This is a genomic window from Ruegeria sp. SAZD013 (assembly GCF_059612525.1).
In genome coordinates, this window is record NZ_JBXWQT010000020.1 from 861407 (window position 1) to 886395 (window position 24989).

The following is a 24989-nucleotide window of genomic DNA, read 5'->3' on the forward strand; positions in this document are numbered from 1 at the left end:
AATGCAAACCGAACTATTCAGTTCAGTATGGAAAAGATGCCGAACAGACCCCATTTCATGGCGTGACAGCCCAAGTATTAATGGCGCAGATTCTTAGGAGAAACACTTTATGCGTTTGATTTCATTCATCAACGCCCTTCTCGTGATTGTTGCACTGTATTTTCTGGTGTTTGAACGTGACACCTTGTTCGCCTTTGCCGGACGCGGTGATGCCGTGGAAGCAACACAAGTCGAAGCCACGGAAACCGAAAACTCCGATATCTCTGCCGTGGGCGTTGTCGCCGTGCGCTCGCAAGCGCGCGAAATTGACAGCGCCGTGCTGCTGCGCGGGCAGACGAAGGCGAACCGGCAGGTCGAAGTGCTTGCGGAAACCACGTCCACCGTTGTCTCTGAGCCCAAACGCAAAGGTGCGTTTGTTGAGGCGGGCGATATATTATGCGAACTTGACCCCGGCACGCGCCCGGCACAACTGGCCGAGGCCATGGCGGGCAAGCTGGAAGCCCAAAGCCGCATTCCCGAAGCCGAAGCACGCCTGATAGAGGCACATGCGCTTGTGGCCGAGGCCGAGATCAATCTGACAGCCTCACGCAAGCTGGCTGAAACCGGATATGCGTCGGAAACCCGCCGGATTTCCAGCGAAGCTGTGATGAGCTCTGCAAAAGCCGGTGTGAAATCCGCCGAAGCCGGGCTGGAGGCCACGCGCGCGGGCATCGAAGCCGCCGCAGCAGCAGTCGAGGCCGCACAGCGAGAGATTGGCCGCCTGACCATCAAAGCCCCCTTCAAAGGTTTGCTGGAAAGCGACACCGCGGAACTGGGCAGCCTAATGCAACCCGGATCGCTTTGCGCGACTGTCATTCAACTGGACCCGATCAAGCTGGTCGGCTTCGTTCCCGAGACCGAGGTCAACCGGGTGCTTGTCGGGTCCGAGGCTTCGGCAACGCTTGTGACCGGTCGGCAATTGGGCGGTCGGGTCACGTTCCTCAGCCGGTCAGCGGACGAGACAACACGTACATTCGAGGTGGAAATCACCGTTCCGAACCCCGACTTGACCATTCGCGACGGTCAGACAGCCACCATCCTCATCGCGGCTGAAGGTACGAAAGCCCACCTGCTGCCGCAATCGGCGCTGACACTCAGCAACGAAGGTCAATTGGGTGTGCGCACAGTTGGTGCAGGCAATGTGGTTGATTTCATGCCGGTCCGCATTTTGCGCGACACAGCCGAAGGTGTCTGGATCGATGGCTTGCCGGAAACGGTTGATATCATTGTGGTCGGGCAGGAATTCGTGATCCGCGGTGTTACCGTTGCACCAACTTATCGGGAAGCCTCGCAATGACGGGTATCGTCGCATGGGCCGCAGGCAGGGCCCGAATGGTAATGGCGTTCATCGCCATTTCGCTGGTCGTAGGCGGCTTTGCCTATGTCTCGCTTCCGAAAGAGGGTGAGCCGGATATCGAAATCCCTGCCCTTTTCGTTTCGGTGCAGTTTCCCGGGATTTCAGCGGAAGACTCAGAAAACCTTTTGGTCAAGCCGATGGAGACCGAACTGGCGGATCTCGACGGGCTCAAGGAAATGACGTCGACTGCGGCCGAAGGTTATGCCGGGGTCGCGCTGGAGTTTGAATTTGGCTGGGACAAGACCTCGATCATGGCGGACGTGCGCGATGCCATGAACACGGCCCAGGCTGATTTTCCCGAAGGTGCGGAACAATACTCGCTGACGGAAATCAACTTTTCCGAGTTCCCGATCGTCATCGTCAATCTGACCGGTGCCGTTCCGGAACGCACAATGGCCCGTGTCGCCAAGGATTTGCAGGACGAGCTTGAGGCGCTGGATTCCGTTCTCGAAGCGGGTATCGCGGGCAATCGTGACGAGTTGCTTGAGGTCGTTATCGACCCATTGCGGCTTGAAGCATACAACGTGACCGCAGACGAGCTGATCAATGTCGTGCGAAACAATAACCAGCTGATCGCGGCAGGCGAGGTCGAAACTGCCCAGGGTACATTCTCGGTCAAGATTCCATCGTCGTTCAAAACGGCGCAGGATGTTTATGGCTTGCCGATCAAGGTCAATGGCGACCGGGTTGTAACGCTGGGTGAGCTTGCGCAGATCAACTACACATTTGAAGATCGCGAAGGTACCGCCCGCTTCAACGGCGAGGCGACCGTCGCGCTGCAAGTTGTCAAACGCAAGGGCTATAACCTGATCGACACCGTTACGCAGGTGAAAGAAACCATAGCTCAGGCCAAGACCAAATGGCCGCCCGAGCTTCAGGCCGCGGTCGAGCTTGGAACGTCGAACGACCAGAGCCGCATTGTCGGTTCGATGGTCAGCCAGCTTGAAGGCTCGGTTCTGACCGCAATCGCTCTGGTGATGATCGTGGTTCTGGCCTCTTTGGGTACGCGGGCAGCGCTTTTGGTGGGCTTTGCAATTCCGACCTCATTCCTGCTGTGTTTTGCATTTCTGGCGGTCATGGGCATCAGTATCTCGAACATTGTGATGTTCGGCCTCATTCTGGCCGTAGGGATGTTGGTCGACGGTGCCATCGTGGTCGTGGAATATGCTGACAAGAGAATAAAGGAAGGCGTCGGCCCGATGCATGCCTATGTTGAGGCGGCCCAACGCATGTTCTGGCCCATCGTATCCTCGACCGCGACGACGCTATGTGCCTTCCTGCCCATGCTCTTCTGGCCCGGTGTTCCGGGCGAATTCATGGGGATGTTGCCCGTCACGCTGATCTTTGTTCTGTCGGCGTCGCTGATTGTGGCGCTGATCTACCTGCCGGTCATGGGCGGTGTTTCGGGGCGTCTGAGCCGCGTTTTCGACCGGTCTTCGAACTGGCTCCGTGCGCGTACCCGGTGGTGGATTCGGGCAGTGATGGTGCCCCCGTCGCTTTATATGATCTTCCTGGGTGCGATGCAGGTTCTGAACCCTGACTATCTACTGCCCGGAGGAGTGGTCGCTGGTGCCCTGCTGTTCCTGTTCGGGGCCTTTGCCGGGTCTGTAACACTGAGCGCGGCCAAGTTCGAACGGGCGGAAGAAAACCACGTCCACACCGCTGACGAACACACACCTTTCGGGCATGTGATCCGGTTCCTTGTCGGAAACCCGATCATGCCGATCGTGTCGCTGGCGGCAGTTTTCTCTGCCGTGTATTTTGTGACCTTCGTCTGGTTCCCACAGGAATCAAGAGGTGTCGAATTTTTCGTTGAAAGCGAACCGGAACAGGCAACAGCTTACGTCCGTGCTCGTGGCAACCTGTCACTGGCTGAAAAAGACAAGATGGTCCTGCAGGCCGAACAGATCATTGGATCTCATCCGGCGGTAATCAACGTCTTTTCCTTTGCCGGCGAAGGCGGTCTTGACCAGAATACCGGCGGCGCGCAGGCACCGGCGGACACGGTGGGGCGGGTCCAGTTTGAAATTATCCCATGGGAAGATCGTCCGAACGTTTCGGAATCCGCTTTGTGGGGATTGTTTGAGCGCCACTTTGTGGCACCCGAATATGATGGCGATTACGTAATCGGCGATCTCAACGCCAAACTGGCGACAATACCCGGTATCGTTGTTGAAATCCTGGCATTGGAACAGGGCCCGGCCTCGGCCAAACCGGTTCACCTGCGTATCAAGGGGGACGGTTGGGACGAATTGAGATCGGCCACCGTCGCCGCGCGCCAGGTCTTTGACGAAACGCCGGGGCTGATCAAAACCGAAGATACCCTGCCCCTGCCTGGTATCGATTGGCAGATCGATGTCGACGTGGCCAAAGCTGGTCGGTTCGGCGCTGATGTAGCCACTGTTGGTGCCATGGTGCAGCTTGTGACACGCGGCATCCTGTTGGGTGAGATGCGCCCAGACAATACGGATGAAGAGATCGAGATCCGTGTCCGATTGCCGGAAGAGGATCGCGTGCTGTCGACTTTGGATACGCTCAAGGTCCGCACTCCGGACGGGTTGGTTCCGCTGTCGAACTTCGTGACCCGGGAACCCGTGGCCAAACTGGCCCAGATCAACCGTGTCGACCAGCAACGTTACTATGACGTCAAAGCGGATGTTGAACCGGGTCTGAGCAAGGTTGTGACCAAAGGGCCGGACGGGAAAGAAGAACGTCTGGCTATAATGCGCGAAGTGACCGACGGCTACACTCCAACCGGCACCGTGTTGGACGGCGACGTAGGAAAGTCCTACGAGCTGGTTCAACTGACCGGTGCAAAGAATATAGACCAGCTACGTAGCGTGATTGACGCGGGAGACGCGCAGTTCGCCCTGATCAACCCGAATGAGCGGATCGCAGTACTGACCGAATGGCTGGAAACCAGCCCCTTCGCCAACTCGATCAGTTGGCAATGGACCGGTGATCAGGAAGAGCAGGAAGAATCCGGCGCATTTCTGGTGAATGCCTTCATGGGTGCTTTGGGGCTGATGTTCGTGATCCTGCTCGCCCAGTTCAACTCGTTCTACAATTCGGTGTTGGTGCTGTTGGCAGTTGTTCTTTCGACCACCGGGGTTCTGATCGGCATGATCGTGATGGAGCAACCCTTCTCGATCATCATGACCGGCACCGGCATCGTTGCTCTGGCAGGAATTGTGGTGAACAACAACATTGTTCTGATCGATACCTATCAGGAATACAGCGCCTATATGCCAAGGATCGAGGCAATCGTCCGCACCGCGGAATCGCGTATCCGCCCGGTTCTGCTGACTACGTTGACCACGATGGCAGGTCTGACCCCAATGATGTTTGGGCTTTCGCTGGACTTTATCAATGGCGGCTATTCCATCGACAGTCCCACCGCTCTGTGGTGGAAACAGCTGGCCACAGCGGTTGTCTTTGGTCTTGGCATCGCCACTGTTCTCACCCTGATCGTGACGCCGTCGCTTCTGGCGCTGCGTGTCTGGGTGACGACTTACGCTGTCTGGCTCAGCCGCGGGCTTGCCCGTATGACCGCGGGGCGGTCCAGTAAGATCGCGCAGGACATGGCTATTGGTCGCTCGGCCCGCAAACTACAGGCGACCGAGATTGTGTGGGATGAGCCGCACCAATCCGAGACCGGTTTGCAAGACGAGCCCACGGATCAAATTCCTGGATCGCCGCTAAAAGCCGCAGAATAAGAATGAAAGGACCGGGATTTCCGGTCCTTTTCGTTTTCTGTCGTCACAGTCGGGACCAGGTCTGGTGCGCGCAAATCGAATGTTCACAGCCTTTGACCATGAGCTTGTCACCCTGCAACGTCATCTGCGGAACAGCATCAACGTCGATCAGGGGAACCCAGAACTCACCCCCACCATATTTTCCGCCGCCTTCGCTCGACACGTCCCAGAACAGCTTTTTCCCGATATTCGGCGTTTGAACTTCTTTGCCGGAAGAATCAAAAGCCGAAAGTATCGTGCCGCAGAACTTGTCCGCGCAGGCGGATATCTGGATATGCGAGATCAGGTTCTTTCGATCAGGTTCGGTCTTCCACACGCCCTCAATCGGGTCAGCCGCGACCATAGCCGGGAGAAGAACCACAACGGCTACAGATACTAATCGTCTTGCTAATCCATTGATCATGGCGTCCACCTACATGCACGGCGCATCCTAGCACATTCCGCAGGGCAAGATGAGCCCCTCAGGCGGCCTCACTGTCGGATTGCTGGCGGTTCCACAGTTGAGCATATCGCCCGGACCGCGCCAACAGCTCGTCATGGGTGCCCTGTTCGATGATCTCACCAGCTTCCAGAACCACGATCCGATCAGCCTCGGCAATGGTGCTGAGGCGATGGGCAATCGTGATCACGGTCCGCCCTTCCCCAGCGCGCGCCAGCGCATCCTTGATATCCTGTTCCGTGTCGGTATCCAGGGCCGAGGTCGCCTCGTCCAGCAACAGGATCGGGGGGTTCTTCAGCAATGTCCGCGCGATGCCAACCCGTTGCTTTTCGCCGCCGGACAGTTTCAAGCCGCGCTCACCCACCATGGTGTCGTATCCGTCAGGCAGCGAAGTGATGAAGTCATGAATCTGGGCGGCACGGGCTGCGGCCTCGACATCCTCCGGGGTGGCATCGTCGCGCCCATACGCAATGTTGTAGCGAATGGTGTCGTTAAACAGCACCGTATCCTGTGGCACAACGCCGATCGCGGCATGCAGGCTGGTTTGGGTCACATCCCGAACATCCTGCCCGTCGATCTTCAGCGCGCCTTTGGTCACGTCATAAAACCGGAACAACAGCCGCCCGATGGTCGATTTTCCAGACCCCGTCGCCCCTACGATCGCGACCGTCTGTCCGGCCGGAACCGTCAAGGAAACACCCTTGAGGATTTCCCTTTCAGGGTCATAACCAAAATGCACATCTTCAAGTGTTACCTCGCCACCATTGACCGCAAGGTCGGGTGCATCGGGGTGATCGATGACTTCGGCGGGTTGTTCGAGAAGATCAAACATCTGCCCCATATCTACCAGCGATTGCCTGATCTCGCGATAGACCGTCCCCAGGAAGTTCAATGGAACGGTAATCTGGATCATATACGCGTTGACCATGACAAAATCGCCCACGGTCAGGTTTCCATTCTGAACGCCAATTGCGGCCAGAACCATGACTCCGATCAGGCCGCAGGTGATCAGGAAGGATTGGCCAAAATTCAAGAACGCCAGCGAATAGGCGGTTTTCAGCGCCGCCCCGGCATAGGCTTTCATCGACACGTCGTAACGTGCAGTTTCGCGGGATTCCGCGTTGAAATACTTGACGGTTTCGAAGTTCAGCAAACTGTCAATGGCGCGCTGATTGGCTTCGGTGTCCTGATCGTTCATCTCACGCCGCAGCTTTACCCGCCATTCGGTCACGGCAAAAGTGAACCAGATATATAGGCCTATGGTGACGGCGACGACCACCAGATACCAGACGTCGAACAACCACATCAGTATGATCGCAACCAGCAACAGCTCAAGGATCAGCGGCCCGATTGAGAACAGCAGGAAGCGCAGCAGGAATTCCACGCCTTTGACCCCCCTCTCGATGATACGGCTCAGCCCGCCGGTGCGGCGCGAGACGTGATAGCGCATGGACAGGTTATGGATATGTCGGAACGTCTCCAGCGCCAGCGCCCGCAAGGCCCGCTGTCCAACAGGGGCAAAGGCGGCGTCCCGCAATTGCTGGAACCCAACCGTCATCATGCGCGCCACGCCGTAGGCAACCGTCACACCCACTGCGCCCAGCGCTAGCGGCGGCACGCCTTCACCTGCCAATGAGTCAACGGCGCCTTTGTAAAGGATCGGTGTATAAACCGCGATCAGTTTGGCCAGAACCAGCATCGCCATGGCAATAACCACGCGGCGCTTTACCCAAACCTCGTCCTGCGGCCAGAGGTAGGGCGCAACCTTGCGGATTGTGCGCCAGCCTGAACTGCGCCCGCCGCTCTGCACCCCGTCATTCGAGGCCATCGGAGATGTTCGTCTCATCACGTACCTTGTCTGCGGTCAGAGAAAGGCTCTGGCCCGCGACGGGCCAGCGCGTTGATTATTCCGGTATCGTAAAGATTTGCCCCGGATAGATCAGATCCGGGTCGCGGATCAAGTCGCGGTTGGCTTCGAACAGGCGCACATACAGGATGCCATCGCCAAAGCGGTCACGCGAGATCGCCCACAGCGTGTCGCCCCGTTGCACAGTGACCGACCGGATTGCCGGGGTGTCCTGCGCCGCCGTTCCGTCACCGCCACCTGATGCTGCTTCCAAAACTTCAACAGGCTCGCGCTTGAAGGGGGTTTCGACCCGGCTGAGGACCTTCCCGTCCGTGTTCACCGCGTCAACACGCAACGTGTAAACACCGGGGTCGATGCCGTCCAGATCACTCCGCCAGGATCCATCCTGTTCCGGAGCGAGGTCGGCAACCAGACGATTGTCCAGATACACCCTGATGGCCGCGCCGTCCTGTACTCGCCCGGTCAACTGGACATCACCGGTTTCAGAATACCCGATGGTATCCAGCGCGACCTGTTCCGGCGGGGTATCCCGAACCACGGGCGGCTGCACGAGCTCAACGCCTTCTTCGCCCGACCGCAGTACCGCGATCTGCTGACCAGTTTCAGTTGTCTCTACTGCTTCGTCGGCAACCTGCGTTTCGCCGGTATCCGGCGCGGTCGCTACAGGGTCTGATGTTTCGGTCTCAGCAGGAGTTTCGGTCTCTGGGTCGACCACTGCAGCGGCTATTTGTTCATCACTCTCGGCTGTTTCGCCCTGATCGGCAGCATCAGTTTGCTGCGCAACCGGCTCTTCTTCGACCGGCTTGGGCAGGGCGGCGATCAGATAGTCATCAGACCGGGTTGTTTGCCCGCTGCTTTTGCTGTGCAGGACTAGCCCCCGCGCGGCATCGCTGAAGGGGATGGAGACGAACTCGGCGAATTGCCCGCTGCTGTCCACCGTGAATGTGTGCACGGTTTCACCGTTCAGCAGAACCTCAATCTGGCTGCCCGGCTCGGCGTCACCTGACAAAAGCGCCGTTCCGTCTGCTTCAACAAAAATCTGATCCAAAACCGGGGGGGCCACGGGTGCCGGTGCATTCTCTTCCGTCGGGGCCGCTGCAGGTTCTGTGTCTGGAACCACATCTGTCGCTGCAGCCGTATCTTCAGCGGGTTCAGCGGTTGGTGCCGCATCCGGTGTTACGGCGGCCTGCTCAGCTGGTTCTGTTGTGGTGGTTCCTGCGGGCGCTTCGGCCACTTGTTCCTGCGGCTGTGTGGCCGCAACAGATGCGGGTTCCTGCGGTGCGCCCGCCTCAGGCTCCGGCGCTTTGGTGAAAGCGCCGGACAGATACACACCCCCAACGCCCAGCACGGCAACCAGACCCGCAATCACACCCCAGACAAAATTGCCCGAGCTTCCGTTTCCCGATTTGGCGTCCATTGTTTTCCTTTCACCCCACCGTACAAAAGCTTTGTCTTCAAAAGCCTTCCAGCGGACAGTTGAGCCAATCTATCAATCCCGCTATCACGGGTCAAAACCTCTGACACAACCCCGGAGCCTCTCTTTCATGTCTCAGAAATCCGTCTGTGTGTATTGCGGGTCACGCAATGGGGCCGAGAAGGCTTATTCTGAAACCGCACGACAATTTGGAAACCTGCTTGCACAGGAAGGCTGGCGACTTGTTTATGGCGCTGGGGATGTCGGGCTGATGGGAGAAGTTGCCCGTGCCGCGCAACAGGCCGGTGGCGAGACCTTTGGCGTCATTCCGGTACACCTGGTCAAACGAGAGGTCGGCAAGACCGACCTGACCCATTTCGTGATCACCGAAACCATGCACGAGCGGAAAAAGGTCATGATCATGAATTCTGACGCCGTCGTGGTCCTGCCCGGTGGGCCAGGATCACTGGACGAGCTGTTTGAAGCGCTGACCTGGCGGCAGCTGGGCTTGCACGACAAACCCATCGTGATCGTCAATGTGAACGGCTATTGGGACGCGTTGAAAACCCTGTTGCACCAGGTGATCGGCCAAGGATTTGCAGATCGGTCACTGGGCGACTTTGTTATCTGGGCTGAGGATGCGGAGACAGCGATGACAGCCCTGCGCGACAAGCTGAGGTAAACCCGGCAGGTCGCGTAGGTGTTTGACCGAACGCTGCGGTGCATCGTTGCCGCACATATGCGGGTAAGAAATGGGGCTGGTCGATTTGGCGAAGCCTCAAGCCTTTAGGCAGACAGTTCGATGACCGTGATCTCGGGGGTCACACCAAAGCGAACCGGAAGGATGGAACATCCGATGCCGCCGGACACAACCAGATCACGCCCACCTTCGCGTACATGCCCATAGGCATATCTGTTGCCGTATTTAGAGGGCACGATCGGCGACCAGCCAAACAGGCGGATCTGACCGCCATGCGTATGACCGGACAGCGTCAAGGCCACCCTGTCGGGCACTTGAGGGAAGATGTCGGGTTCATGCGCCATCATCACAACCGGGGCGTCGTCGGTGATTTGTGCCAGTGTCCCCGACAGATCATCCAGCCCCTGCGGTTTACCGTTACGCCAGATCGCAAGCTGATCTTCAAGACCCGCCAACCAGATACCAAGAGCTTCTAGCTTGATGGCGGCATTCGACAAAACCGTAATTCCGTTCTGTTCCAGCGCATCGACATATCGGTTGGGGCCAGCACCACGGCGCTGCGCCTGCCGGTCATCCCACCAGTCGTGATTGCCAAGTACCGCAAAGACGCCGTTCTTGGCCTCAAGCTTAGCAAGAACCGGTGCCAGATCGTTCATTTCGACAGGACGTGAAACGCCTTTGTGGCTTGCGAAGAAATCACCCAGAAGCAGGATCATATCCGGCGCAAGCGCATTCGTGCGCCGTACCACCTGTTTTATTCGGTCCAGCCCGACCAAAGGCTCGCCCAGATGCAAATCGGCCAGCACGGCAATCCTGATCGGTGGCGCTGTCCAATCCTCTCGGCGGACGCGCCATTTTCGCACGCGCAGCCGTAGGGCGGGTTCGATGAAAAACCCGTAGACTGATGTGATTAGGCCTACCAGCGTCACCGCCAGCAGGCCCTTGATAAACCAGCGTCGGTTCAATTCATTACATCCGCGACGCGACGTTTTCCCAGTTCACCAGATTGTCGAGGAAGTTCGACAGGTAAGCCGGACGCTTGTTGCGGAAGTCGATGTAGTATGAGTGTTCCCAAACGTCACAACCCAGCAGAGCGGTTTGGCCAAAGCACAGCGGATTCACGCCGTTTTCGGTCTTTGTCACGGCCAGCGAACCGTCAGTATTCTTGACCAGCCACGCCCAGCCCGAGCCGAACTGACCGGCACCCGCCGCACTGAACTGCGATTTGAATTCGTCAACCGAACCAAAGCTTTCGGTCAGAGCTTTCTCAAGCTCACCGGGCATGGCGTTGTCGCCGGGGCCCATCATTTCCCAGAACTGGTTGTGGTTCCACAGCTGGCTGATGTTGTTAAAGATACCGTTCTGCGCGACGGCATTTGCGTCGTATGTGCCAACGATGATCTCTTCCAGCGACTTGCCGTCCCATTCGGTGCCGGCGATCAGCTTGTTGCCATTGTCGACATAGGCTTTGTGGTGCAGATCGTGGTGATATTCCAGTGTTTCCGCGGACATACCCTTGGCTGCCAGCGCGTCATGTGCATAAGGAAGATCAGGAAGTTCAAAAGCCATGTCGGCCCCCTGTTTAAATTTGAGTTGCGGTTCCCAAGGTTAAATGCTTTGGCAGCCGCCGCAGGTCAAGGGCCGAGACAAGAAAACCCGGAGGCAGGCGATGCTGACACAGGCGCGCAAGATGTTCTACCGCGCCCGCGGTTACTATGCGGGCAACCTGAACGGCGAGCCGTTTCGTCTGGACCCTTATCATTCAAAGTTCTGGCGTAAAGCCTCCACTGGCCAGTGGGAGCCTGAAACCTTTGCCGTGATGGACCAGTATCTCTCGCCTGAAAACGATTACTTGGATATCGGCGCATGGATCGGGCCCACAGTTCTTTATGGTGCGCGTAAGGCACGCCATGTCTGGTGCTTTGAGCCCGACCCCACAGCGTTCCGTCACCTGGCTTGGAACCTCGACCTGAATGACATTCATAACGTTTCCGCTTTGGGTGTCGCACTGTCGGATAAGTTCGGTGTCGCCCGCATGGCCTCGGTTCGTGGAGAGCCCGGAGATTCTACCAGCTCCCTTCTGCACGACGGCGCGCACGGAACCGATACCCTGACGATTGCCTGGGATCAGTTCGCCGCAGTGAACGATCTGTCCGCCGTGTCTTTGGTGAAGATGGATATCGAAGGTGCCGAATTTTCCGTGCTGCCGACGCTGGTGCCATGGCTGAAGGAACAGCGCCCAGCCCTTTATCTTTCAACACATGCGGGACTGTTGGATTCGAAGACGCGGTTGGATCGTATGGAGGAATTGGCAGAGCTTCTTACATTTTACCCAACCTGCCGAACCAGTGAAGCGACCGGAACCGGATCACAGTGCTTTACCGACGCCTCCGCACTCTCCGGGTTCAAAACTTTTTTGCTAACCGGTTGAAACCCTCGAACAGAGATTCAACCGATCTGCCTCTCAGTACAAACTCGGCGACGAGACGGGCTTACACGCCCCGCTGCCGCTTGGTCGGTTTGACGCGTTCGCTTGCGGGAAACTGGCGCGGAGCTTTAAGTTGCTGGTATTGGGATCGAATGTTGCCGTGTAAGCAACCCTGTAGCTACCCGACACTTTAGCCTGTAGGGTCAAGTGCCAAGACAAATGATATTCACCATTTCGCGTTACTTTGAATTTCGTGTTAGCCGGGGTTTCTGGGGAAATGCCTGCTAGTTCATTCGAAGCGCGTATTGCACCATCGAAAGCTCGGGCGCGTTTGTTTTCGCTATCCACACTCAGATAAACCTTGGGAGGAATCCATCCCCTTCCTTCAATGCTATGGAGATCACATGCGTAGTTCTTGACATCAGCCTGCGCAGTCGCCGCAAACATCCCCGCGATCAGAACAAAAACAGAAAGCTTCATCATACCAATCCCACGTTTCAAGAGGCCGGTACCACGATTACTTTGCATTTGCCTTTCGCAAAGCCGTCACGTGGCAGGTAGCTGGAAGTGGAGGTAGACTTAACAATGGCTTTCATTGTGTTCCGATTCAGATTCAGCGTAAATGTTAAATTTAGCAGGTCAATCGCATCGTATCGCGATTCATTCGTCGCGTATGTTCGCCCACTGGCTGTATAAACATAATTCTGTGCGCCCCATCCAATCAAAAGCACTTTTGGGGAGTCGCGTTTCACTTCACCAGTGCTGAACTTGGTGTCAATCTTGGGGATGTCTACTTCCTGCAACAACGCTGAACGGCCAAGCCTATCTATTGAGAAGACCACGCGCTCAGGGGTCGGGCGATTAGCAATACCTTTGCCAAAATTACATTCAAAGCTTTCTTTGTACGTTTCGGAAATAGCAACTGCGGGGAATGCAATAACGATCGAGGCGCAAAATGCGACTGCCTTGATAAAATTCATTAAACGTCAAACTCCTGTATACTTTTTTGATTAGCTTAAAAACACTTAGAGTTCAGGCTGTCCACACGCAATACGCGAGTTTTAGTTAACTTTCTCTGATTATGAGTGTGACGCTCACAAATTCAACACTGAACCAACGGAAAGCACTAACTTACAGATTTTGTATGGTAGGCTGTAAGCGTGAAAAAACCGCCCGCATATCGCGAACGGTTCAATTCTAACGCGCAATAGTTTTGGTCAGTAAACGCCAACCTCACTGCCCGGTTGCGCCGCAACCTTCAGCAGTTTGAAAACGTAATCCGCAGCCGAACGGAAGCAGACCACGCGGAAGGTTTCGGCATCGTCCATCCAGAACGCACCTGCCACTTGCGCCAGGCGCGAGCGGCGGATTTGGCCGGGTTGGAAGGCCTCGGTCGACAGATCAACCGGAGCGACTTTGCCCAACACTTCTCGTGCGCTGGCGCCTGATATCGTGAAGACCGCGCGGGCATCCGAGACGTTGACGGCCAGTGCGTGAGTTTTTCCCAAAGCTTTGATCATTGCGGCCAGTTTGGCCTCGACCTCGGCATAAGGGACCAGCACCAGCAGCTCGTCTGGTGACATCCAGCATACGCCGGTATCGCCGCTGACCAGCGCCGCGCGCTGACCGGGCACATTCTGCCCAGTCGCGTCCTTGACGGCCTTGGCGAGGCTTTTGTCGGACAAGTCGCCGCGCAGGGTGATCATGCCTTGCAGGCCACATTCCCTGACATTAGCGATGCCATCATAGCTGGCGTGGTTCAGTGCGCTGATGGGTTCAGACATTCTGCTTCTCCCCGTCCTTGTCGAAGAAGATCGGGTCCACGATCTTGGCTTTGTACGTTTTGCCGTCGGTGCCCGGGAACTCGACGATTTCACCCATCCGGTCCGGGCCGTGCTTGATCAGGCCCATAGCGATCCCTTTGCCAAGGTTCGCTGAGAAATAGGTCGAAGTGACACGCCCGATCATGTTGCGCTGACCATTGGCATTTACACCCTCGCCCACTGCATATGCGCCATCAGGCAGAACAGAACCATCCACAGTCTCAAGCCCGACCAGTTTCCAACGCTCTGGGTCGGCCATATGGCTGCGCGAATGGGCGCGTTTGCCAAGGTAGTCTTCTTTCTTTTTCGACAGTGCCCAGTGGAGCCCCAGATCCTGCGGGATCACGGTGCCGTCGGTTTCGTCGCCGATCATGATAAAGCCCTTCTCGGCCCGAAGAATGTGCAGACATTCGGTGCCGTAAGGCATCACACCGAATTCCTTGCCTGCTTCCATCAGGGCATCCCAGAACGCCTGACCCTGCGAGGCGGGAACGGCGATCTCGTAGGACAACTCGCCCGAGAACGAGATGCGATAGGCGCGGCAGTCGAACACGCCGATCTTGCCATCTCGCCATTCCATAAAGGGCAGCGTCTCGCGGCTGACGTCCATGCCGCCCAACTTTTCTAGAACCTTGCGGGCGTTCGGGCCGACTACAGCGACCTGAGCATATTGCTCGGTCACGTTGGCGACATAGACTTTCCAGTCCCACCATTCGGTTTGTAGCCATTCTTCCATGTGACCATGGATACGCTCGGCACCGCCGGTGGTGGTGTGGCACAGCCATGTGTCCTCATCGATGCGTGCGACCACGCCGTCGTCGATCAGAAAGCCGTTTTCCGAGCACATCAGGCCATAGCGGCATTTTCCGACCTTCAGCGTGGACATCATGTTGGTGTACAACATGTCCAGAAACTTGCCTGCGTCAGGGCCTTTGACGATCAGCTTGCCCAACGTCGAGGCGTCCAGCAGGCCAAGGTTTTCGCGGGTGTTCTTCACCTCACGGTTCACGGCGTCATGCACGGATTCACCGGGACGGACATAGGCGTAGGTCCGGCGCCAGTGGCCGACCGGCTCCCAATCGGCGCCGTTCTTGTCGTGCCAGTTGTGCATTGGTGTCTGTCGGATCGGCTGGAACACTTCACCCCGCGCTTCACCGCCGATTGCGCCCATCGAGATGGGTGTATAAGGCGGGCGGAAGGTCGTGGTGCCGACCTTCGGGATTTCGGACTCCAACGCATCAGCAAGAATTGCCAAGCCATTGATGTTGCTCAACTTACCCTGATCCGTCGCCATACCAAGTGTGGTGTAACGCTTGGTGTGCTCAACGCTCTCATAGCCCTCGCGCGCAGCCAGTTGGACGTCCGAGACTTTGACGTCATTCTGGAAGTCGAGCCAGGATTTCATGCGCAGCTGGATTTCTGCGTTTGCTGGCATCAGCCAGACAGCCTCCATAGGAGCTTCTGCAGTGGTTTCGCCAACAGGAGCCTTGATGTTTTTCGGCTTGAAACCTGCGGCCTTGGCTGCGGCTTTTCCCGCCGTGTGGGCGTCGGTCAGAACATCGCCCAGCGCCAACGCACCATTCGATGCCCCGGCGGCCAGAACAAAGCCCTCACCGTTTGCGCCCAGCGGCGGGCGCGAGGGATCGGGGCGGAAAAAGGCATTCGCGTCATCCCAGGTCAGCTTGCCACCGCAATGAGACCACATATGAACGACCGGCGACCAGCCGCCCGACATGGCCACTGCATCTGCTTCAACCTCTTCACGTGCGCCGCCAACACCTTCCTGGTTGCAGATGGCGACTTTTTTGACGCGCTTGCCGCCCTTGACCTTGGCAATGGCCTTGCCCGGATCAACGCGGATCCCCAACTGGCGGGCTTCCTCTGCCAAAGGTCCAGCCGTTGCCCGTGCGTCAACAATACGCAAAACATCCACACCCGCTTGCTTCAGCGTAATCGCGGTGCGATAGGCGTCGTCATTGTTGGTGGCGACGATGACACGCTCGCCCGGGGTGACACCCCAGTTCACGGCATAATCGCGCATAGCAGAAGCCAGCATCACACCCGGAACATCGTTACCAGCAAAGGACAACGGGCGTTCAATTGCGCCGGTTGCAGTCACAATTTGCTTGGCACGGATACGCCAGAGGCGGTGGCGCGGGCCTTGCACGCCCGGCGTGTGGTCTGTCAGGCGTTCATAGCCCAGCACGTAACCATGGTCATATACGCCCGCACCCATGCAGCGAGAGCGCATGGTGATGTTGTCCATTGTTTCGAGTTCGGAAACCAATTGCTCCACGAACTTATCCACAGGCTCATCATTGACCGTGCCGCCGTCAACCGGAGCGCGACCGCCCCAATGTGCGCTCTGCTCAATCAGCAGAACCTTGGCACCCGAAGCTGCTGCCGCCTTTGCCGCCTGTAGGCCAGCCACGCCGCCACCGATGACCAGAACATCGGTGAAGGAATAGAAGTGCTCATAGGTATCGGCATCGCGGCTGTCCTTGTCGGGCGCTTTGCCCAGACCGGCAGACTGACGGATGAACGGCTCGTAGACATGCTTCCAGAACGGTTTGGGGTGGATGAACATCTTGTAGTAGAAGCCAGCCGGCAGGAACCGGGCAAAGGCTGTATTCACTGCCCCAATATCAAAGTCCAAGTTAGGCCAATGGTTTTGCGAAATCGCAGTCAGACCGTTGAACAGCTCGGTCGTGGTGGCGCGCTGGTTCGGTTCAAACCGGTTGCCCTGCCCCAGCCCGACCAGGGCGTTCGGCTCTTCGGCGCCGCTTGCAACGACACCGCGGGGGCGGTGGTACTTGAACGACCGGCCCATCATCATCTGATCGTTGGCCAGCAGTGCCGAGGCAAGCGTGTCGCCCTCATAGCCCTGCATCGAAGTTCCATTGAAGGTAAACGTGACCTTTTTCGACCGATCAATCAGCCGGCCTTGTTTTGCGAGACGGGTGCTCATTGTGCGGACCTTTCGCGGGTGGAGGCGTCGGAGCCTCCGGCGGGAGTATTTTTGAAAAGATGAAGCATCAGGAGAACTCTCTCCAGGTCCATCCAGGGCGCTTTGCGGCGATGGCCTCTTTGATGTCCTGCGGCGGCGCAGAGGTCTGAGCCGTGTAAGTGCCGAACACTTCCAGCGTGCTTGTGCAGCGTGCCGCATGAAACCACTTGCCGCAGCCATTGGCATGGCGCCAGCGTTCAAAGTGCACGCCCTTGGGGTTTTCGCGCATGAACAGGTAGTCGTGGAACTCGTCATCCGACGAGCCGGGACCAAAACGCTTCAGATGCGCCTCGCCACCGGCGGCCAGTTCGGTTTCTTCGGCATCAACGCCGCAGTAAGGGCAATTCAGGATCAGCATGTTGTCATCCTTTTGGCGGTTGGTTGGCGCAGCGGCCAACCGGAATTCTGTTATTTGGCAACCTCGGAACCACCTTCAGTGTGCCACCCCGGCGGCCACGCTTTCGTCGATGAAGCGGCCTTCCTTGAAGCGGTCCAGCGAGAAGGCCTCGGTCAACGGCGAATGACCTGTGGCCATCAGCTGTGCCATGCCCCAGCCGGACCCGGGAATCGCCTTGAAACCGCCGGTGCCCCAGCCGCAGTTGATAAAGCACCCGCCCAGCGGAGTTTTCGACAGGATAGGTGAGCGGTCACCGGTCATGTCGACGATACCGCCCCATTGGCGCAGCATCTTGAGGCGTGAAATCATCGGGAAGGTTTCGACGAGGGCGCGGACGGTTTCCTCGATATGATGGAAACTGCCGCGCTGGGTGAAGTTGTTGAACCCGTCGGTCCCCCCCCCGATCACCATCTCGCCCTTGTCGGACTGCGACATGTAGCCGTGCACGGTATTGGCCATGACAACCACATCCATGCAGGGTTTGATCGGCTCGGATACCAGCGCCTGCAATGCAATGGCTTCCAGCGGGAGGCGGAAGCCCGCCATCTCGGCCAGTTGACCGGAGTGGCCCGCAACGACGATACCCAGCTTGTCACAATCGATGGCACCCTTGGTGGTGTCTACGCCGACGACACGGCCATCCTGAGATCGGACACCCGTGACTTCGCATTGCTGGATGATGTCCATACCCATGGCTGAACAGGCGCGCGCATAGCCCCACGCGACGGCATCGTGACGGGCAGTACCGCCGCGTTCCTGCCACAGCGCCCCTAGAACCGGATAGCGGGGGCCGTCCAGGTTGATGATTGGCACCAGTTCCTTGACACGTTCGGGGGTGATCCATTCGGTCTTTACACCCTGCAGGGCGTTAGCGTGTGCGGTTCGCTGGTAACCGCGAATCTCGTGCTGGGTCTGCGCCAGCATCATCACGCCACGCGGGCTGAACATGATGTTGTAGTTCAGATCCTGGCTCAGATCCTCGTATAGGCCACGCGCCTTTTCATAGATCGCCGCCGAAGGGTCCTGCAGGTAATTCGATCGGATGATCGTTGTGTTTCGACCTGTGTTGCCACCACCCAGCCAGCCTTTTTCGATCACCGCGACATTCTGAATGCCGTAGTTCTTGCCAAGGTAATACGCGGTCGCAAGACCATGCCCGCCAGCACCGATGATGATGACGTCATAACGTTTCTTGGGCTCGGGCGAACGCCAAGCGCGTTCCCATCCGGTGTGATAGCGCAGGGCCTCCCGCGCGACAGCAAAGGCTGAGTAGTGTTTCATAAGCGAATCCATCCGGTTCGGTGATTGCGCGCAGATATGCCGCGCGGCGACAGTTTAACCGCGCCGCGCAACGCCGCAATATCGCACTATTGCGACATGTCGTTCATTCGCGGCCATTTGTCCCTTTTGTTGGACGTCGCACAGGTCTAAGTCAGGACAGCATCTTCGGAGGGACCATGACGTTCTGGGTTCTGATTTTTCTTGTCGCGCTGTTGATCGCGGTGTTTTTGAGTTTCACACTGCTGCGCAAACGCCGTGGGGATGAACCTGCGGCGGCTTACGATCTGCGTGTGTATCGCGAACAGCTCTCCGGTGTGGACCGGGATCTGGCGCGCGGGGTGATTGGTGAGGCCGATGCGGAACGGGTCCGCACCGAAATCTCTCGACGAATTCTTGCCGCTGATGAACAGATGAAAAAGGGTGGCTCGGGTGCTGGGCCATCGCGGACCGTCTCGATTGTGACGATCCCGGTTGTCATGCTGATCATCATTGGGGGCGCGATGGCGATGTATCATCGTATTGGTGCCGTCGGGTTGCCCGACATGCCCCTGACCACGCGGCTGGAACTGGCCGAGGAGGTGCGCGCCAATCGTCCGTCCCAGAGCGCCGCAGAAGAGCTGGCGACCCCACCTCAAACGGCGCAGCTTGACGAAAATTACGCGTCTCTTCTCAAGCAGTTGCGAGAGACCGTTGCGGCCCGCCCGGATGATTTGCAAGGGCAGATGCTTTTGGCGCAGCATGAGACCAATTCGGGGAACTTCAAGGATGGATATACCGCGCAACAAAGGGTGATCGAACTGTCAGGCGACGCAGCCACAGCCGAGCACTACGCGGATTTTGCCGAGATGATGATCCTGGCTGCGGGCGGATATGTGTCGCCCGAAGCTGAAAAGGCCCTTGCCGAAGCTTTGAATCGCGATCCCCATCACGGCCCGGCACGATATTATTGGGGGCAAATGCTGGTTCAGACAGGTCGACCGGACCTTGCCTACCGCATTTGGGTCGAAACGCTGAGGGAAGCCCCGGCAGGCGCGCCGTGGGCGGGGGCGATCCGGGATCAGATTGATGAGTTGGCCTTTCGGGCAGGGGTTTTCAATCCACCGGACCTGAGCGCGCCGTCTGGTCCAAGTCGCGAAGACATGGCTGCAGCAGCGGAAATGAGCCCCGAGGAACGGCAACAGATGATTCAGGGAATGGTGAATCAGTTGTCCGACCGCCTGGCGACGGAAGGCGGCGCGCCCGAAGAATGGGCTCGTCTGATCTCCGCTCTGGGTGTTCTGGGCCAGGGCCAACGGGCCATGGATATCCACAATGAGGCGCTGGAGGTGTTTGCCGGAAACACCGAGGCGTTGCAGATCATTGATGCCGCAGCCCTCCAGGCCGGGATTGCGCAATGATCCACGACGTTTTCGAAGACTTCGCCAATGCGCTTCCCCCGATGCAAGCGCTGATAGGGCTGGATCTGGGTGAAAAGACCATCGGCGTCGCGGTTTCCGACCGAATGCGGGGCGTGGCCAGCCCGTTGGAGACCGTAAGGCGCAAGAAATTCACACTCGATTCCGCCCGGTTGATCGAAATTGCTACGGATCGCGATATTGGCGGCATTCTGTTGGGTCTTCCCAAAAACATGGACGGCACAGAGGGTCCGCGCTGCCAGTCTACGCGGGCATTTGCGCGAAACCTGTCCCGTCTGACGGATTTACCAATCGGATTCTGGGATGAACGGCTGAGTACGGTTGCGGCAGAAAAAGCACTGCTTGAGGCGGATACGTCACGAAAACGTCGCGGACAGGTTATTGATCACGTTGCAGCAGGTTATATCTTGCAGGGAGCACTGGACAGACTGCGCTTTTTGTAACAGGTCGGAGACCGATCGATGACGAATATGGTTTGGAAGCGCAATGAGGTCGAAAGCCCTTGTGTCCAGATTTGTGTTGTCCATCCGGCCGAGCGTATCTGCACCGGATGTTACCGCACGATTGACGAGATTTCTCGCTGGTCCAGGATGGACAGCAGCGAACGCGCTGAAATCATGAACGACCTGCCGTCTCGTAAACCGCGACTCAGCAAGCGGCGCGGCGGGCGTGCCGCTCGTATGAATGGCTCCTGATCGATCAGTGAATACGTTTTGATGACATTTCTGGCGGCTGTGTGACCCGTCTCGGGATAGGTGTGTTCGGCGCGGTGCCACGCAGTTCTTTCTGAAACAGAAGCGCAATCTCGGATTGGCTGGTTTTGGGCCGCCGATCATCATTGCGCGCGCATTCCGATTGCAGCACGTCAGCTGCACGTTTGGTCTTTCTTGTATTAGTGAGTCTTCCGATCAAAGTCTTAAGTGGCATTGCGGACGTCCCGTTTCCAGTAACCGTGCCACTGCGGGTCGAGTTCGAGCTCCGAGGGGGTCTAGCTCTTGAACATTGAGGTTCAACGTGAGTGGTAACCCGCAGCGACAGGGTGTGGCTAAAGGTATTTCCCGTCACAAGTAGGGGAAAACACGCGGCCTTTGATCGTTTTTGACGCCTCAATCAAGAAAAACTCTCAAAAGCACATAATTTCCTAACGTCACTATTCGACCCGACTTTGCCGGGGCTGGGAAAGCTGGGGCCGAAGCTGCGGGAAACCCGCCGTCAGCAGTCGAATCATGCCTGACATCAAACGACCGGATTTGAGGCTGCATCACGACCTTGACCGATTGGGTGTTGCCTGCTCAGGCGTTCCACAGTCGAAGGTTTTATCCGGCGGCAAGCCAAGCCCTGGCGTTCTCGTACTCTTCGGACGGGAAAAACTGTGTCCGGGTCCCTAACACATGGCTGGCGACCTTCTGCGCCATGCGCTGCCAGCTTTTGTCCCCAACGATGGCAGCTCGGTCCAGTTGTCCGATATGTCGGCTGGCCAACCGAAAATGCGCCGCAAGCGCTGACAGCCCTTGCCAGCCGTCAAACTCCCTGAGGTCTATCAGCAGGCGAAACCCTAGCCGGTCCTGTAACACTGCATCCAGATCACGTTCTGCCTGTTTGTACCATTCAGGGTCCAGCTTGCCCAATAGGCTGATCTGAACACATGGACCGCTCAGGTCAGTCACGTGGATCGACCCAAGGGACTCGCGCATCCAGCGTCGGGCCGCCTCAAGCTCGGCCAGATCAAACACCTGAACCGGACAGGGCAGGATGGGGGCCGCCAGACGAACGCTTGTCTGCACCCAACCCTGATCAGCAACAACTGCGATCCGGTCGAAACCGCGCCAATGGCTTAACCCCAGCTTGGTGTCGGACCAGGCTGCGCCCAGATCATACCCCTGGAATTCAGGTTGTATTATCGCCAGTAGCCGAACCGTGTCGTGTTCCGTTAGCGCAGACTCGATGGCGGGAACCAGAGTATTGGTGTAATCGGCGCTGGTCACTTGCCCCGACAACTCGACTTCTATGAGTGCACCGTCAGAATTCGTATGAACCGTCATCATCGGTCAAAACCTCCAAAGCCAAATAATGACAGGACGTTAGGCGGATTCGATCCATTCGGCTACTCCACCGGCGCATTCGGGGCGGAAATAGGCGATCATTCGACCATCCTGCCCCGCCGTCGCCCCTTCGGCCCAAGGAGCAACGCCGTGCAGGCAATGGCGGTGAAGCAAATAGGCCTCTCCCGGCTTTGCAGGCAACTCGATCCTTGGGCAGGTCGCAAACACCTCGCGACGGGCGGATTGGTAGATGTCGGTTATGTCTACTTCGTGCAGGACCTCAGGTGGCGTCCCTTCAAGCGCCTGCCTGAACGCGGTCCGCAGAATGTCATGACTGCCGTCCCACACCACCATCGGAGACGCGTCTGAGCTGGCCTCAGTCAGTGGAATGCCCAGAATCCAGGCATGAGGTTCATCAACCCGGCGGCGGCGATCCTGCCCTGTCGGGCGCAAACCGTCCACATGGGCCGCATCCCTGTTTCGACGGTACCGGGTGGCCGCTTCATTCTCGCCCCGGCGCGGGCGCGGATAACCCGGATAAACAACCGAAACCTGCCCCTTGTGCAGCGGTAAATCTCCAAAGTGTTTGTCGATGAACGCCATGGCCTTTCCGGTCAGAGGCCCGGACTGCCCGACCCTGCCCTTCGTGTCATTGGATAGTGCGTCGACACCGATGAACCACGTACCTTCGCAATCCAACCATTCCGCGTGGGCCGGGTCCGTTGTCGACGCCCGTGCGGCAGGCAAAGCGTGGTTCACCCATTCGGCCAAAACCGGATCATACGGGAATTTCACCCAGCCCCGGGCAGAAAAATCGCTCATAAGCCCACGGCCTTGCGCAGCATGTTCAGCGCGACCAGCGTCAGGAACACGGCGAAGACACGTTTCAACGGTTTTGGGTCCATCGCATGGGCCAGCTTTACCCCCCAGGGCGCGGTGATCATTGTCATTGCGACAACGATCCCGAAGGCCACAAGATTAACCGCGCCAATGGTCAACGGGGGGCGATGCTCGGGCGCGATATCTACAAACAAGAACCCAATGACCGAGGGTACGGCGATGATCACGCCAAACCCGGCCGCGGTCGCGACCGCGCGGTGGATAGGGGTGTTATAGAGGCTCATCAGCGGCACACCGAAACTGCCTCCACCGATGCCCATCAGAACGGAAAGAAACCCGACCAGAGGGGACAGGACGGCCCGCTTGATTCCGCCGGGCATTGCGTCGCCCAACCGCCATTCTGCGCGACCCAACCCAAGATAGGCACCGATCACCATGCCCAGAATTCCGAACAGTGCCTGCAAGGCCTCGGTCCGCAGCGCCGATGCGACCAGCACTCCGACAATTGCGCCGACGACAATACCCGGACCCCAACCGCGCAGGATATCCCAATCCACGGCACCCTTCTTGTTGTGGGCTAGAACAGACCGCATCGACGTTACAATGATCGTGGCCAGCGACGTCGCCAGACAAAGCTGCATCAGTTGCGGGCCGCCATAGCCAAGCGTCTGAAACGCATAGAAGAACGCGGGGACCAAAACGATACCGCCGCCCACTCCCAACAGCCCGGCAAGCACACCGGCCAGCGCGCCGATCACAAGCAAAAGGCCCATCATCTGGGCCAGCAACACTGTCTCGGGCATCGTCCCCCCCTTGCCGTTTAAACCTCGACCATCGGCGCAATATGGTCCAGGGCCTGTAGCATGACTTCTGGCCCGGCCCCTTCATGCACGGCCCCTTCGGACAAGGCGCGCCGCCATGCCCGCGCACCGGGGCGCCCCGCGAAGAGACCCAGCATATGCCGCGTGATCTGGTGCAAACGCCCGCCATTGGCAAGGTGCCTTTCAATATAGGGCACCATTTCTTGAACAACCGTCAGCGGATCGCGAACGGTTCCAACGCCAAAGATGCGCCGGTCGGCATCTGCCAGGATATCACCGGGCTGATGATAGGCCGCCCGACCAATCATGACACCGTCAAGACCCGCGTCCAGATGTGCTGCTGCTTCATCCAAGCTGGCGATACCACCATTGATCGATATATGCAGATCCGCAAACGCGGCTTTCATCCGATGCACAAGGTCATAATCAAGCGGTGGAACATCGCGGTTTTCCTTAGGGCTCAGCCCCTGCAACCACGCCTTGCGCGCATGGATCGTTACTCTTTGACAGCCCGCCGCACTGATCTGCTCAAGAAACGCAGGCAGAACTTCTTCGGGCTCTTGGTCATCCACACCGATGCGGCATTTGACCGTGACATCTACATTCGCCGCTTCGCGCATTGCTGCGACGCATTCTGCAACCCGTGCCGGATCTTTCATCAGAACCGCCCCGAAAGTACCAGACTGCACCCTGTCCGACGGGCATCCACAGTTCAGATTGATCTCATCATATCCTGCATCAGCACCCAAACGCGCCGCTTGCGCCAGCTCCTCCGGATCGGACCCACCCAGCTGCAAAGCCACGGGATGTTCCTGCGGTGAATGATCCAACAGATGCAGCGCCCCTCCTCGGACAAGCGCCGGTGCCGTTACCATCTCGGTATACAGCAAGGTTTCCGTGCTAAGCAGCCGATGAAAATACCGACAGTGGCGGTCGGTCCAGTCCATCATGGGGGCAATGCTCAGAGTAGCATGGTGTTGAATGTTATCTCTTCCACGTGCAGTCAACTCAACCATCCTCAAGAATACGAAACCCGCAGCTATCATAGAAAAATCGCCAAAATAAGCCAATTCTTGAGGACTTGGCAAACGAAGCTGATTTGCGGGTTCGGACGTCGTATCAAATCCGATCGCCGCGCTTTCAACACTGGGAAAATCCAGCCGCTCTCTGACTTGCCGCAGACAACGCCATTGGAGAATATGATCAATGGCTTAACAGATGTTTCCGTGATGTTTTCACTGAAGGAAACGCAAGGCGCGAGCTTTGACAGCAAGACCAATTTCGTACTCGCCCAAAAACTATGCCGAGCAGTCACATCTGTCCCAAATATCAAAATTTGATCAAATTTGGTGACAAATCTGATC

23 protein-coding genes are annotated in these 24989 nt (G+C 57.7%); 8 read left to right on the forward strand and 15 right to left on the reverse strand.

Annotated features, from left to right (window positions below; translation table 11 throughout):
* Positions 1–109: 109 nt before the first annotated feature.
* Both AC2FLU_RS10510 and AC2FLU_RS10515 read left to right on the forward strand, forming a co-directional pair.
* Entirely contained in the window at positions 110–1336 is a 1227-nt protein-coding gene (locus tag AC2FLU_RS10510; RefSeq protein ID WP_480553804.1) for an efflux RND transporter periplasmic adaptor subunit, read from the forward strand.
* The gene (locus AC2FLU_RS10515; protein WP_480492942.1) at positions 1333–5112 is read left to right on the forward strand and encodes an efflux RND transporter permease subunit; all 3780 of its coding nucleotides are present in this window, start codon (positions 1333–1335) and stop codon (positions 5110–5112) included. The genes AC2FLU_RS10510 and AC2FLU_RS10515 overlap by 4 nt, the downstream gene beginning before the upstream one ends.
* A gap of 43 nt (positions 5113–5155) precedes the next feature.
* Here AC2FLU_RS10515 and AC2FLU_RS10520 read toward each other — a convergent pair whose 3' ends face one another.
* From AC2FLU_RS10520 to AC2FLU_RS10530, 3 genes are read right to left on the reverse strand one after another with little or no spacing between them, the layout of a single operon-like run.
* The gene (locus AC2FLU_RS10520) at positions 5156–5554 is read right to left on the reverse strand and encodes a DUF2147 domain-containing protein (RefSeq protein WP_480473428.1); all 399 of its coding nucleotides are present in this window, start codon (positions 5552–5554) and stop codon (positions 5156–5158) included.
* Positions 5555–5612: 58 nt separating this feature from the next.
* Complete coding sequence (locus AC2FLU_RS10525) at positions 5613–7436, reverse strand: ABCB family ABC transporter ATP-binding protein/permease (RefSeq protein WP_480492940.1); 1824 nt, start codon at positions 7434–7436, stop codon at positions 5613–5615.
* Positions 7437–7494: 58 nt separating this feature from the next.
* Positions 7495–8874 carry a LysM peptidoglycan-binding domain-containing protein gene (locus AC2FLU_RS10530; protein ID WP_480553807.1) on the reverse strand — a complete coding sequence of 460 codons (1380 nt, stop codon included), beginning with the start codon at positions 8872–8874 and terminating at the stop codon, positions 7495–7497.
* 127 nt (positions 8875–9001) lie between these two features.
* On the opposite strand from AC2FLU_RS10530, the gene AC2FLU_RS10535 reads away from it, so the two are divergent.
* Complete coding sequence (locus AC2FLU_RS10535; protein ID WP_480553808.1) at positions 9002–9553, forward strand: LOG family protein; 552 nt, start codon at positions 9002–9004, stop codon at positions 9551–9553.
* Positions 9554–9657: 104 nt separating this feature from the next.
* On the opposite strand, the gene AC2FLU_RS10540 is transcribed toward AC2FLU_RS10535, so the two are convergent.
* Both AC2FLU_RS10540 and AC2FLU_RS10545 read right to left on the reverse strand, forming a co-directional pair.
* The gene (locus AC2FLU_RS10540) at positions 9658–10536 is read right to left on the reverse strand and encodes a metallophosphoesterase (protein ID WP_496811968.1); all 879 of its coding nucleotides are present in this window, start codon (positions 10534–10536) and stop codon (positions 9658–9660) included.
* A 4-nt stretch (positions 10537–10540) separates the two neighbouring features.
* The gene (locus AC2FLU_RS10545) at positions 10541–11140 is read right to left on the reverse strand and encodes a superoxide dismutase (protein ID WP_480553810.1); all 600 of its coding nucleotides are present in this window, start codon (positions 11138–11140) and stop codon (positions 10541–10543) included.
* Positions 11141–11240: 100 nt separating this feature from the next.
* Between AC2FLU_RS10545 and AC2FLU_RS10550 the strand changes: the two genes are divergently transcribed.
* Entirely contained in the window at positions 11241–12002 is a 762-nt protein-coding gene (locus AC2FLU_RS10550; RefSeq protein WP_480517537.1) for an FkbM family methyltransferase, read from the forward strand.
* Positions 12003–12035: 33 nt separating this feature from the next.
* Here AC2FLU_RS10550 and AC2FLU_RS10555 read toward each other — a convergent pair whose 3' ends face one another.
* From AC2FLU_RS10555 to AC2FLU_RS10580, 6 genes are all read right to left on the reverse strand, one after another.
* Complete coding sequence (locus AC2FLU_RS10555; protein WP_480517539.1) at positions 12036–12482, reverse strand: hypothetical protein; 447 nt, start codon at positions 12480–12482, stop codon at positions 12036–12038.
* 14 nt (positions 12483–12496) lie between these two features.
* Positions 12497–12979, reverse strand: coding sequence for a hypothetical protein (locus AC2FLU_RS10560; protein WP_480517541.1), 483 nt, complete (start codon positions 12977–12979; stop codon positions 12497–12499).
* A gap of 237 nt (positions 12980–13216) precedes the next feature.
* Positions 13217–13783, reverse strand: coding sequence for a sarcosine oxidase subunit gamma (locus AC2FLU_RS10565; protein WP_480517543.1), 567 nt, complete (start codon positions 13781–13783; stop codon positions 13217–13219).
* Positions 13776–16790, reverse strand: a complete 3015-nt coding sequence (locus AC2FLU_RS10570) for a sarcosine oxidase subunit alpha family protein (protein ID WP_496714854.1) — start codon at positions 16788–16790, stop codon at positions 13776–13778. The genes AC2FLU_RS10565 and AC2FLU_RS10570 overlap by 8 nt, the downstream gene beginning before the upstream one ends.
* 67 nt (positions 16791–16857) lie before the next feature.
* Positions 16858–17187 (reverse strand): sarcosine oxidase subunit delta, encoded by a 330-nt coding sequence (locus AC2FLU_RS10575; RefSeq protein ID WP_496811969.1) that lies wholly within the window; start codon positions 17185–17187, stop codon positions 16858–16860.
* Positions 17188–17262: 75 nt separating this feature from the next.
* Positions 17263–18507, reverse strand: a complete 1245-nt coding sequence (locus AC2FLU_RS10580) for a sarcosine oxidase subunit beta family protein (protein WP_480517547.1) — start codon at positions 18505–18507, stop codon at positions 17263–17265.
* Positions 18508–18683: 176 nt separating this feature from the next.
* On the opposite strand from AC2FLU_RS10580, the gene ccmI reads away from it, so the two are divergent.
* The 3 genes from ccmI to AC2FLU_RS10595 are packed head-to-tail and all read left to right on the forward strand — an operon-like array spanning position 18684 to position 20617.
* Positions 18684–19904, forward strand: coding sequence for a c-type cytochrome biogenesis protein CcmI (ccmI, locus tag AC2FLU_RS10585; RefSeq protein ID WP_496714853.1), 1221 nt, complete (start codon positions 18684–18686; stop codon positions 19902–19904).
* Complete coding sequence (ruvX, locus tag AC2FLU_RS10590) at positions 19901–20365, forward strand: Holliday junction resolvase RuvX (protein WP_480517551.1); 465 nt, start codon at positions 19901–19903, stop codon at positions 20363–20365. The genes ccmI and ruvX overlap by 4 nt, the downstream gene beginning before the upstream one ends.
* A gap of 18 nt (positions 20366–20383) precedes the next feature.
* Positions 20384–20617 (forward strand): DUF1289 domain-containing protein, encoded by a 234-nt coding sequence (locus tag AC2FLU_RS10595; RefSeq protein WP_209503450.1) that lies wholly within the window; start codon positions 20384–20386, stop codon positions 20615–20617.
* Between the two features lie 621 nt (positions 20618–21238).
* Here AC2FLU_RS10595 and AC2FLU_RS10600 read toward each other — a convergent pair.
* The 4 genes from AC2FLU_RS10600 to dusA are packed head-to-tail and all read right to left on the reverse strand — an operon-like array spanning position 21239 to position 24575.
* Complete coding sequence (locus AC2FLU_RS10600) at positions 21239–21967, reverse strand: SpoIIAA family protein (protein ID WP_480603173.1); 729 nt, start codon at positions 21965–21967, stop codon at positions 21239–21241.
* A gap of 36 nt (positions 21968–22003) precedes the next feature.
* Positions 22004–22786 carry a hypothetical protein gene (locus AC2FLU_RS10605; RefSeq protein WP_496808683.1) on the reverse strand — a complete coding sequence of 261 codons (783 nt, stop codon included), beginning with the start codon at positions 22784–22786 and terminating at the stop codon, positions 22004–22006.
* Positions 22783–23607 carry a sulfite exporter TauE/SafE family protein gene (locus AC2FLU_RS10610; protein ID WP_480545360.1) on the reverse strand — a complete coding sequence of 275 codons (825 nt, stop codon included), beginning with the start codon at positions 23605–23607 and terminating at the stop codon, positions 22783–22785. Before AC2FLU_RS10610 ends, AC2FLU_RS10605 begins: the two co-directional genes overlap by 4 nt.
* 17 nt (positions 23608–23624) lie before the next feature.
* Positions 23625–24575 carry a tRNA dihydrouridine(20/20a) synthase DusA gene (gene dusA / locus AC2FLU_RS10615; RefSeq protein WP_480517561.1) on the reverse strand — a complete coding sequence of 317 codons (951 nt, stop codon included), beginning with the start codon at positions 24573–24575 and terminating at the stop codon, positions 23625–23627.
* 21 nt (positions 24576–24596) lie between these two features.
* Here dusA and AC2FLU_RS10620 point away from each other — a divergent pair, with 21 nt between their 5' ends.
* Positions 24597–24965 carry a hypothetical protein gene (locus AC2FLU_RS10620; protein WP_480621995.1) on the forward strand — a complete coding sequence of 123 codons (369 nt, stop codon included), beginning with the start codon at positions 24597–24599 and terminating at the stop codon, positions 24963–24965.
* Positions 24966–24989: the final 24 nt, after the last annotated feature.

What these genes read in the sequence shown, in the direction of transcription:
- AC2FLU_RS10510 (WP_480553804.1), top strand. Translation starts at nt 110, where the DNA reads ATGCGTTTGATTTCATTCATCAACGCCCTTCTCGTGATTGTTGCACTG.
- AC2FLU_RS10515 (WP_480492942.1), top strand. Translation starts at nt 1,333, where the DNA reads ATGACGGGTATCGTCGCATGGGCCGCAGGCAGGGCCCGAATGGTAATG.
- AC2FLU_RS10520 (WP_480473428.1), bottom strand. Translation starts at nt 5,554, where the DNA reads ATGATCAATGGATTAGCAAGACGATTAGTATCTGTAGCCGTTGTGGTT.
- AC2FLU_RS10525 (WP_480492940.1), bottom strand. Translation starts at nt 7,436, where the DNA reads ATGAGACGAACATCTCCGATGGCCTCGAATGACGGGGTGCAGAGCGGC.
- AC2FLU_RS10530 (WP_480553807.1), bottom strand. Translation starts at nt 8,874, where the DNA reads ATGGACGCCAAATCGGGAAACGGAAGCTCGGGCAATTTTGTCTGGGGT.
- AC2FLU_RS10535 (WP_480553808.1), top strand. Translation starts at nt 9,002, where the DNA reads ATGTCTCAGAAATCCGTCTGTGTGTATTGCGGGTCACGCAATGGGGCC.
- AC2FLU_RS10545 (WP_480553810.1), bottom strand. Translation starts at nt 11,140, where the DNA reads ATGGCTTTTGAACTTCCTGATCTTCCTTATGCACATGACGCGCTGGCA.
- AC2FLU_RS10550 (WP_480517537.1), top strand. Translation starts at nt 11,241, where the DNA reads ATGCTGACACAGGCGCGCAAGATGTTCTACCGCGCCCGCGGTTACTAT.
- AC2FLU_RS10555 (WP_480517539.1), bottom strand. Translation starts at nt 12,482, where the DNA reads ATGATGAAGCTTTCTGTTTTTGTTCTGATCGCGGGGATGTTTGCGGCG.
- AC2FLU_RS10560 (WP_480517541.1), bottom strand. Translation starts at nt 12,979, where the DNA reads ATGAATTTTATCAAGGCAGTCGCATTTTGCGCCTCGATCGTTATTGCA.
- AC2FLU_RS10565 (WP_480517543.1), bottom strand. Translation starts at nt 13,783, where the DNA reads ATGTCTGAACCCATCAGCGCACTGAACCACGCCAGCTATGATGGCATC.
- AC2FLU_RS10570 (WP_496714854.1), bottom strand. Translation starts at nt 16,790, where the DNA reads ATGAGCACCCGTCTCGCAAAACAAGGCCGGCTGATTGATCGGTCGAAA.
- AC2FLU_RS10575 (WP_496811969.1), bottom strand. Translation starts at nt 17,187, where the DNA reads ATGCTGATCCTGAATTGCCCTTACTGCGGCGTTGATGCCGAAGAAACC.
- AC2FLU_RS10580 (WP_480517547.1), bottom strand. Translation starts at nt 18,507, where the DNA reads ATGAAACACTACTCAGCCTTTGCTGTCGCGCGGGAGGCCCTGCGCTAT.
- ccmI (WP_496714853.1), top strand. Translation starts at nt 18,684, where the DNA reads ATGACGTTCTGGGTTCTGATTTTTCTTGTCGCGCTGTTGATCGCGGTG.
- ruvX (WP_480517551.1), top strand. Translation starts at nt 19,901, where the DNA reads ATGATCCACGACGTTTTCGAAGACTTCGCCAATGCGCTTCCCCCGATG.
- AC2FLU_RS10595 (WP_209503450.1), top strand. Translation starts at nt 20,384, where the DNA reads ATGACGAATATGGTTTGGAAGCGCAATGAGGTCGAAAGCCCTTGTGTC.
- AC2FLU_RS10600 (WP_480603173.1), bottom strand. Translation starts at nt 21,967, where the DNA reads ATGATGACGGTTCATACGAATTCTGACGGTGCACTCATAGAAGTCGAG.
- AC2FLU_RS10605 (WP_496808683.1), bottom strand. Translation starts at nt 22,786, where the DNA reads ATGAGCGATTTTTCTGCCCGGGGCTGGGTGAAATTCCCGTATGATCCG.
- AC2FLU_RS10610 (WP_480545360.1), bottom strand. Translation starts at nt 23,607, where the DNA reads ATGCCCGAGACAGTGTTGCTGGCCCAGATGATGGGCCTTTTGCTTGTG.
- dusA (WP_480517561.1), bottom strand. Translation starts at nt 24,575, where the DNA reads ATGATGGACTGGACCGACCGCCACTGTCGGTATTTTCATCGGCTGCTT.
- AC2FLU_RS10620 (WP_480621995.1), top strand. Translation starts at nt 24,597, where the DNA reads ATGGTGTTGAATGTTATCTCTTCCACGTGCAGTCAACTCAACCATCCT.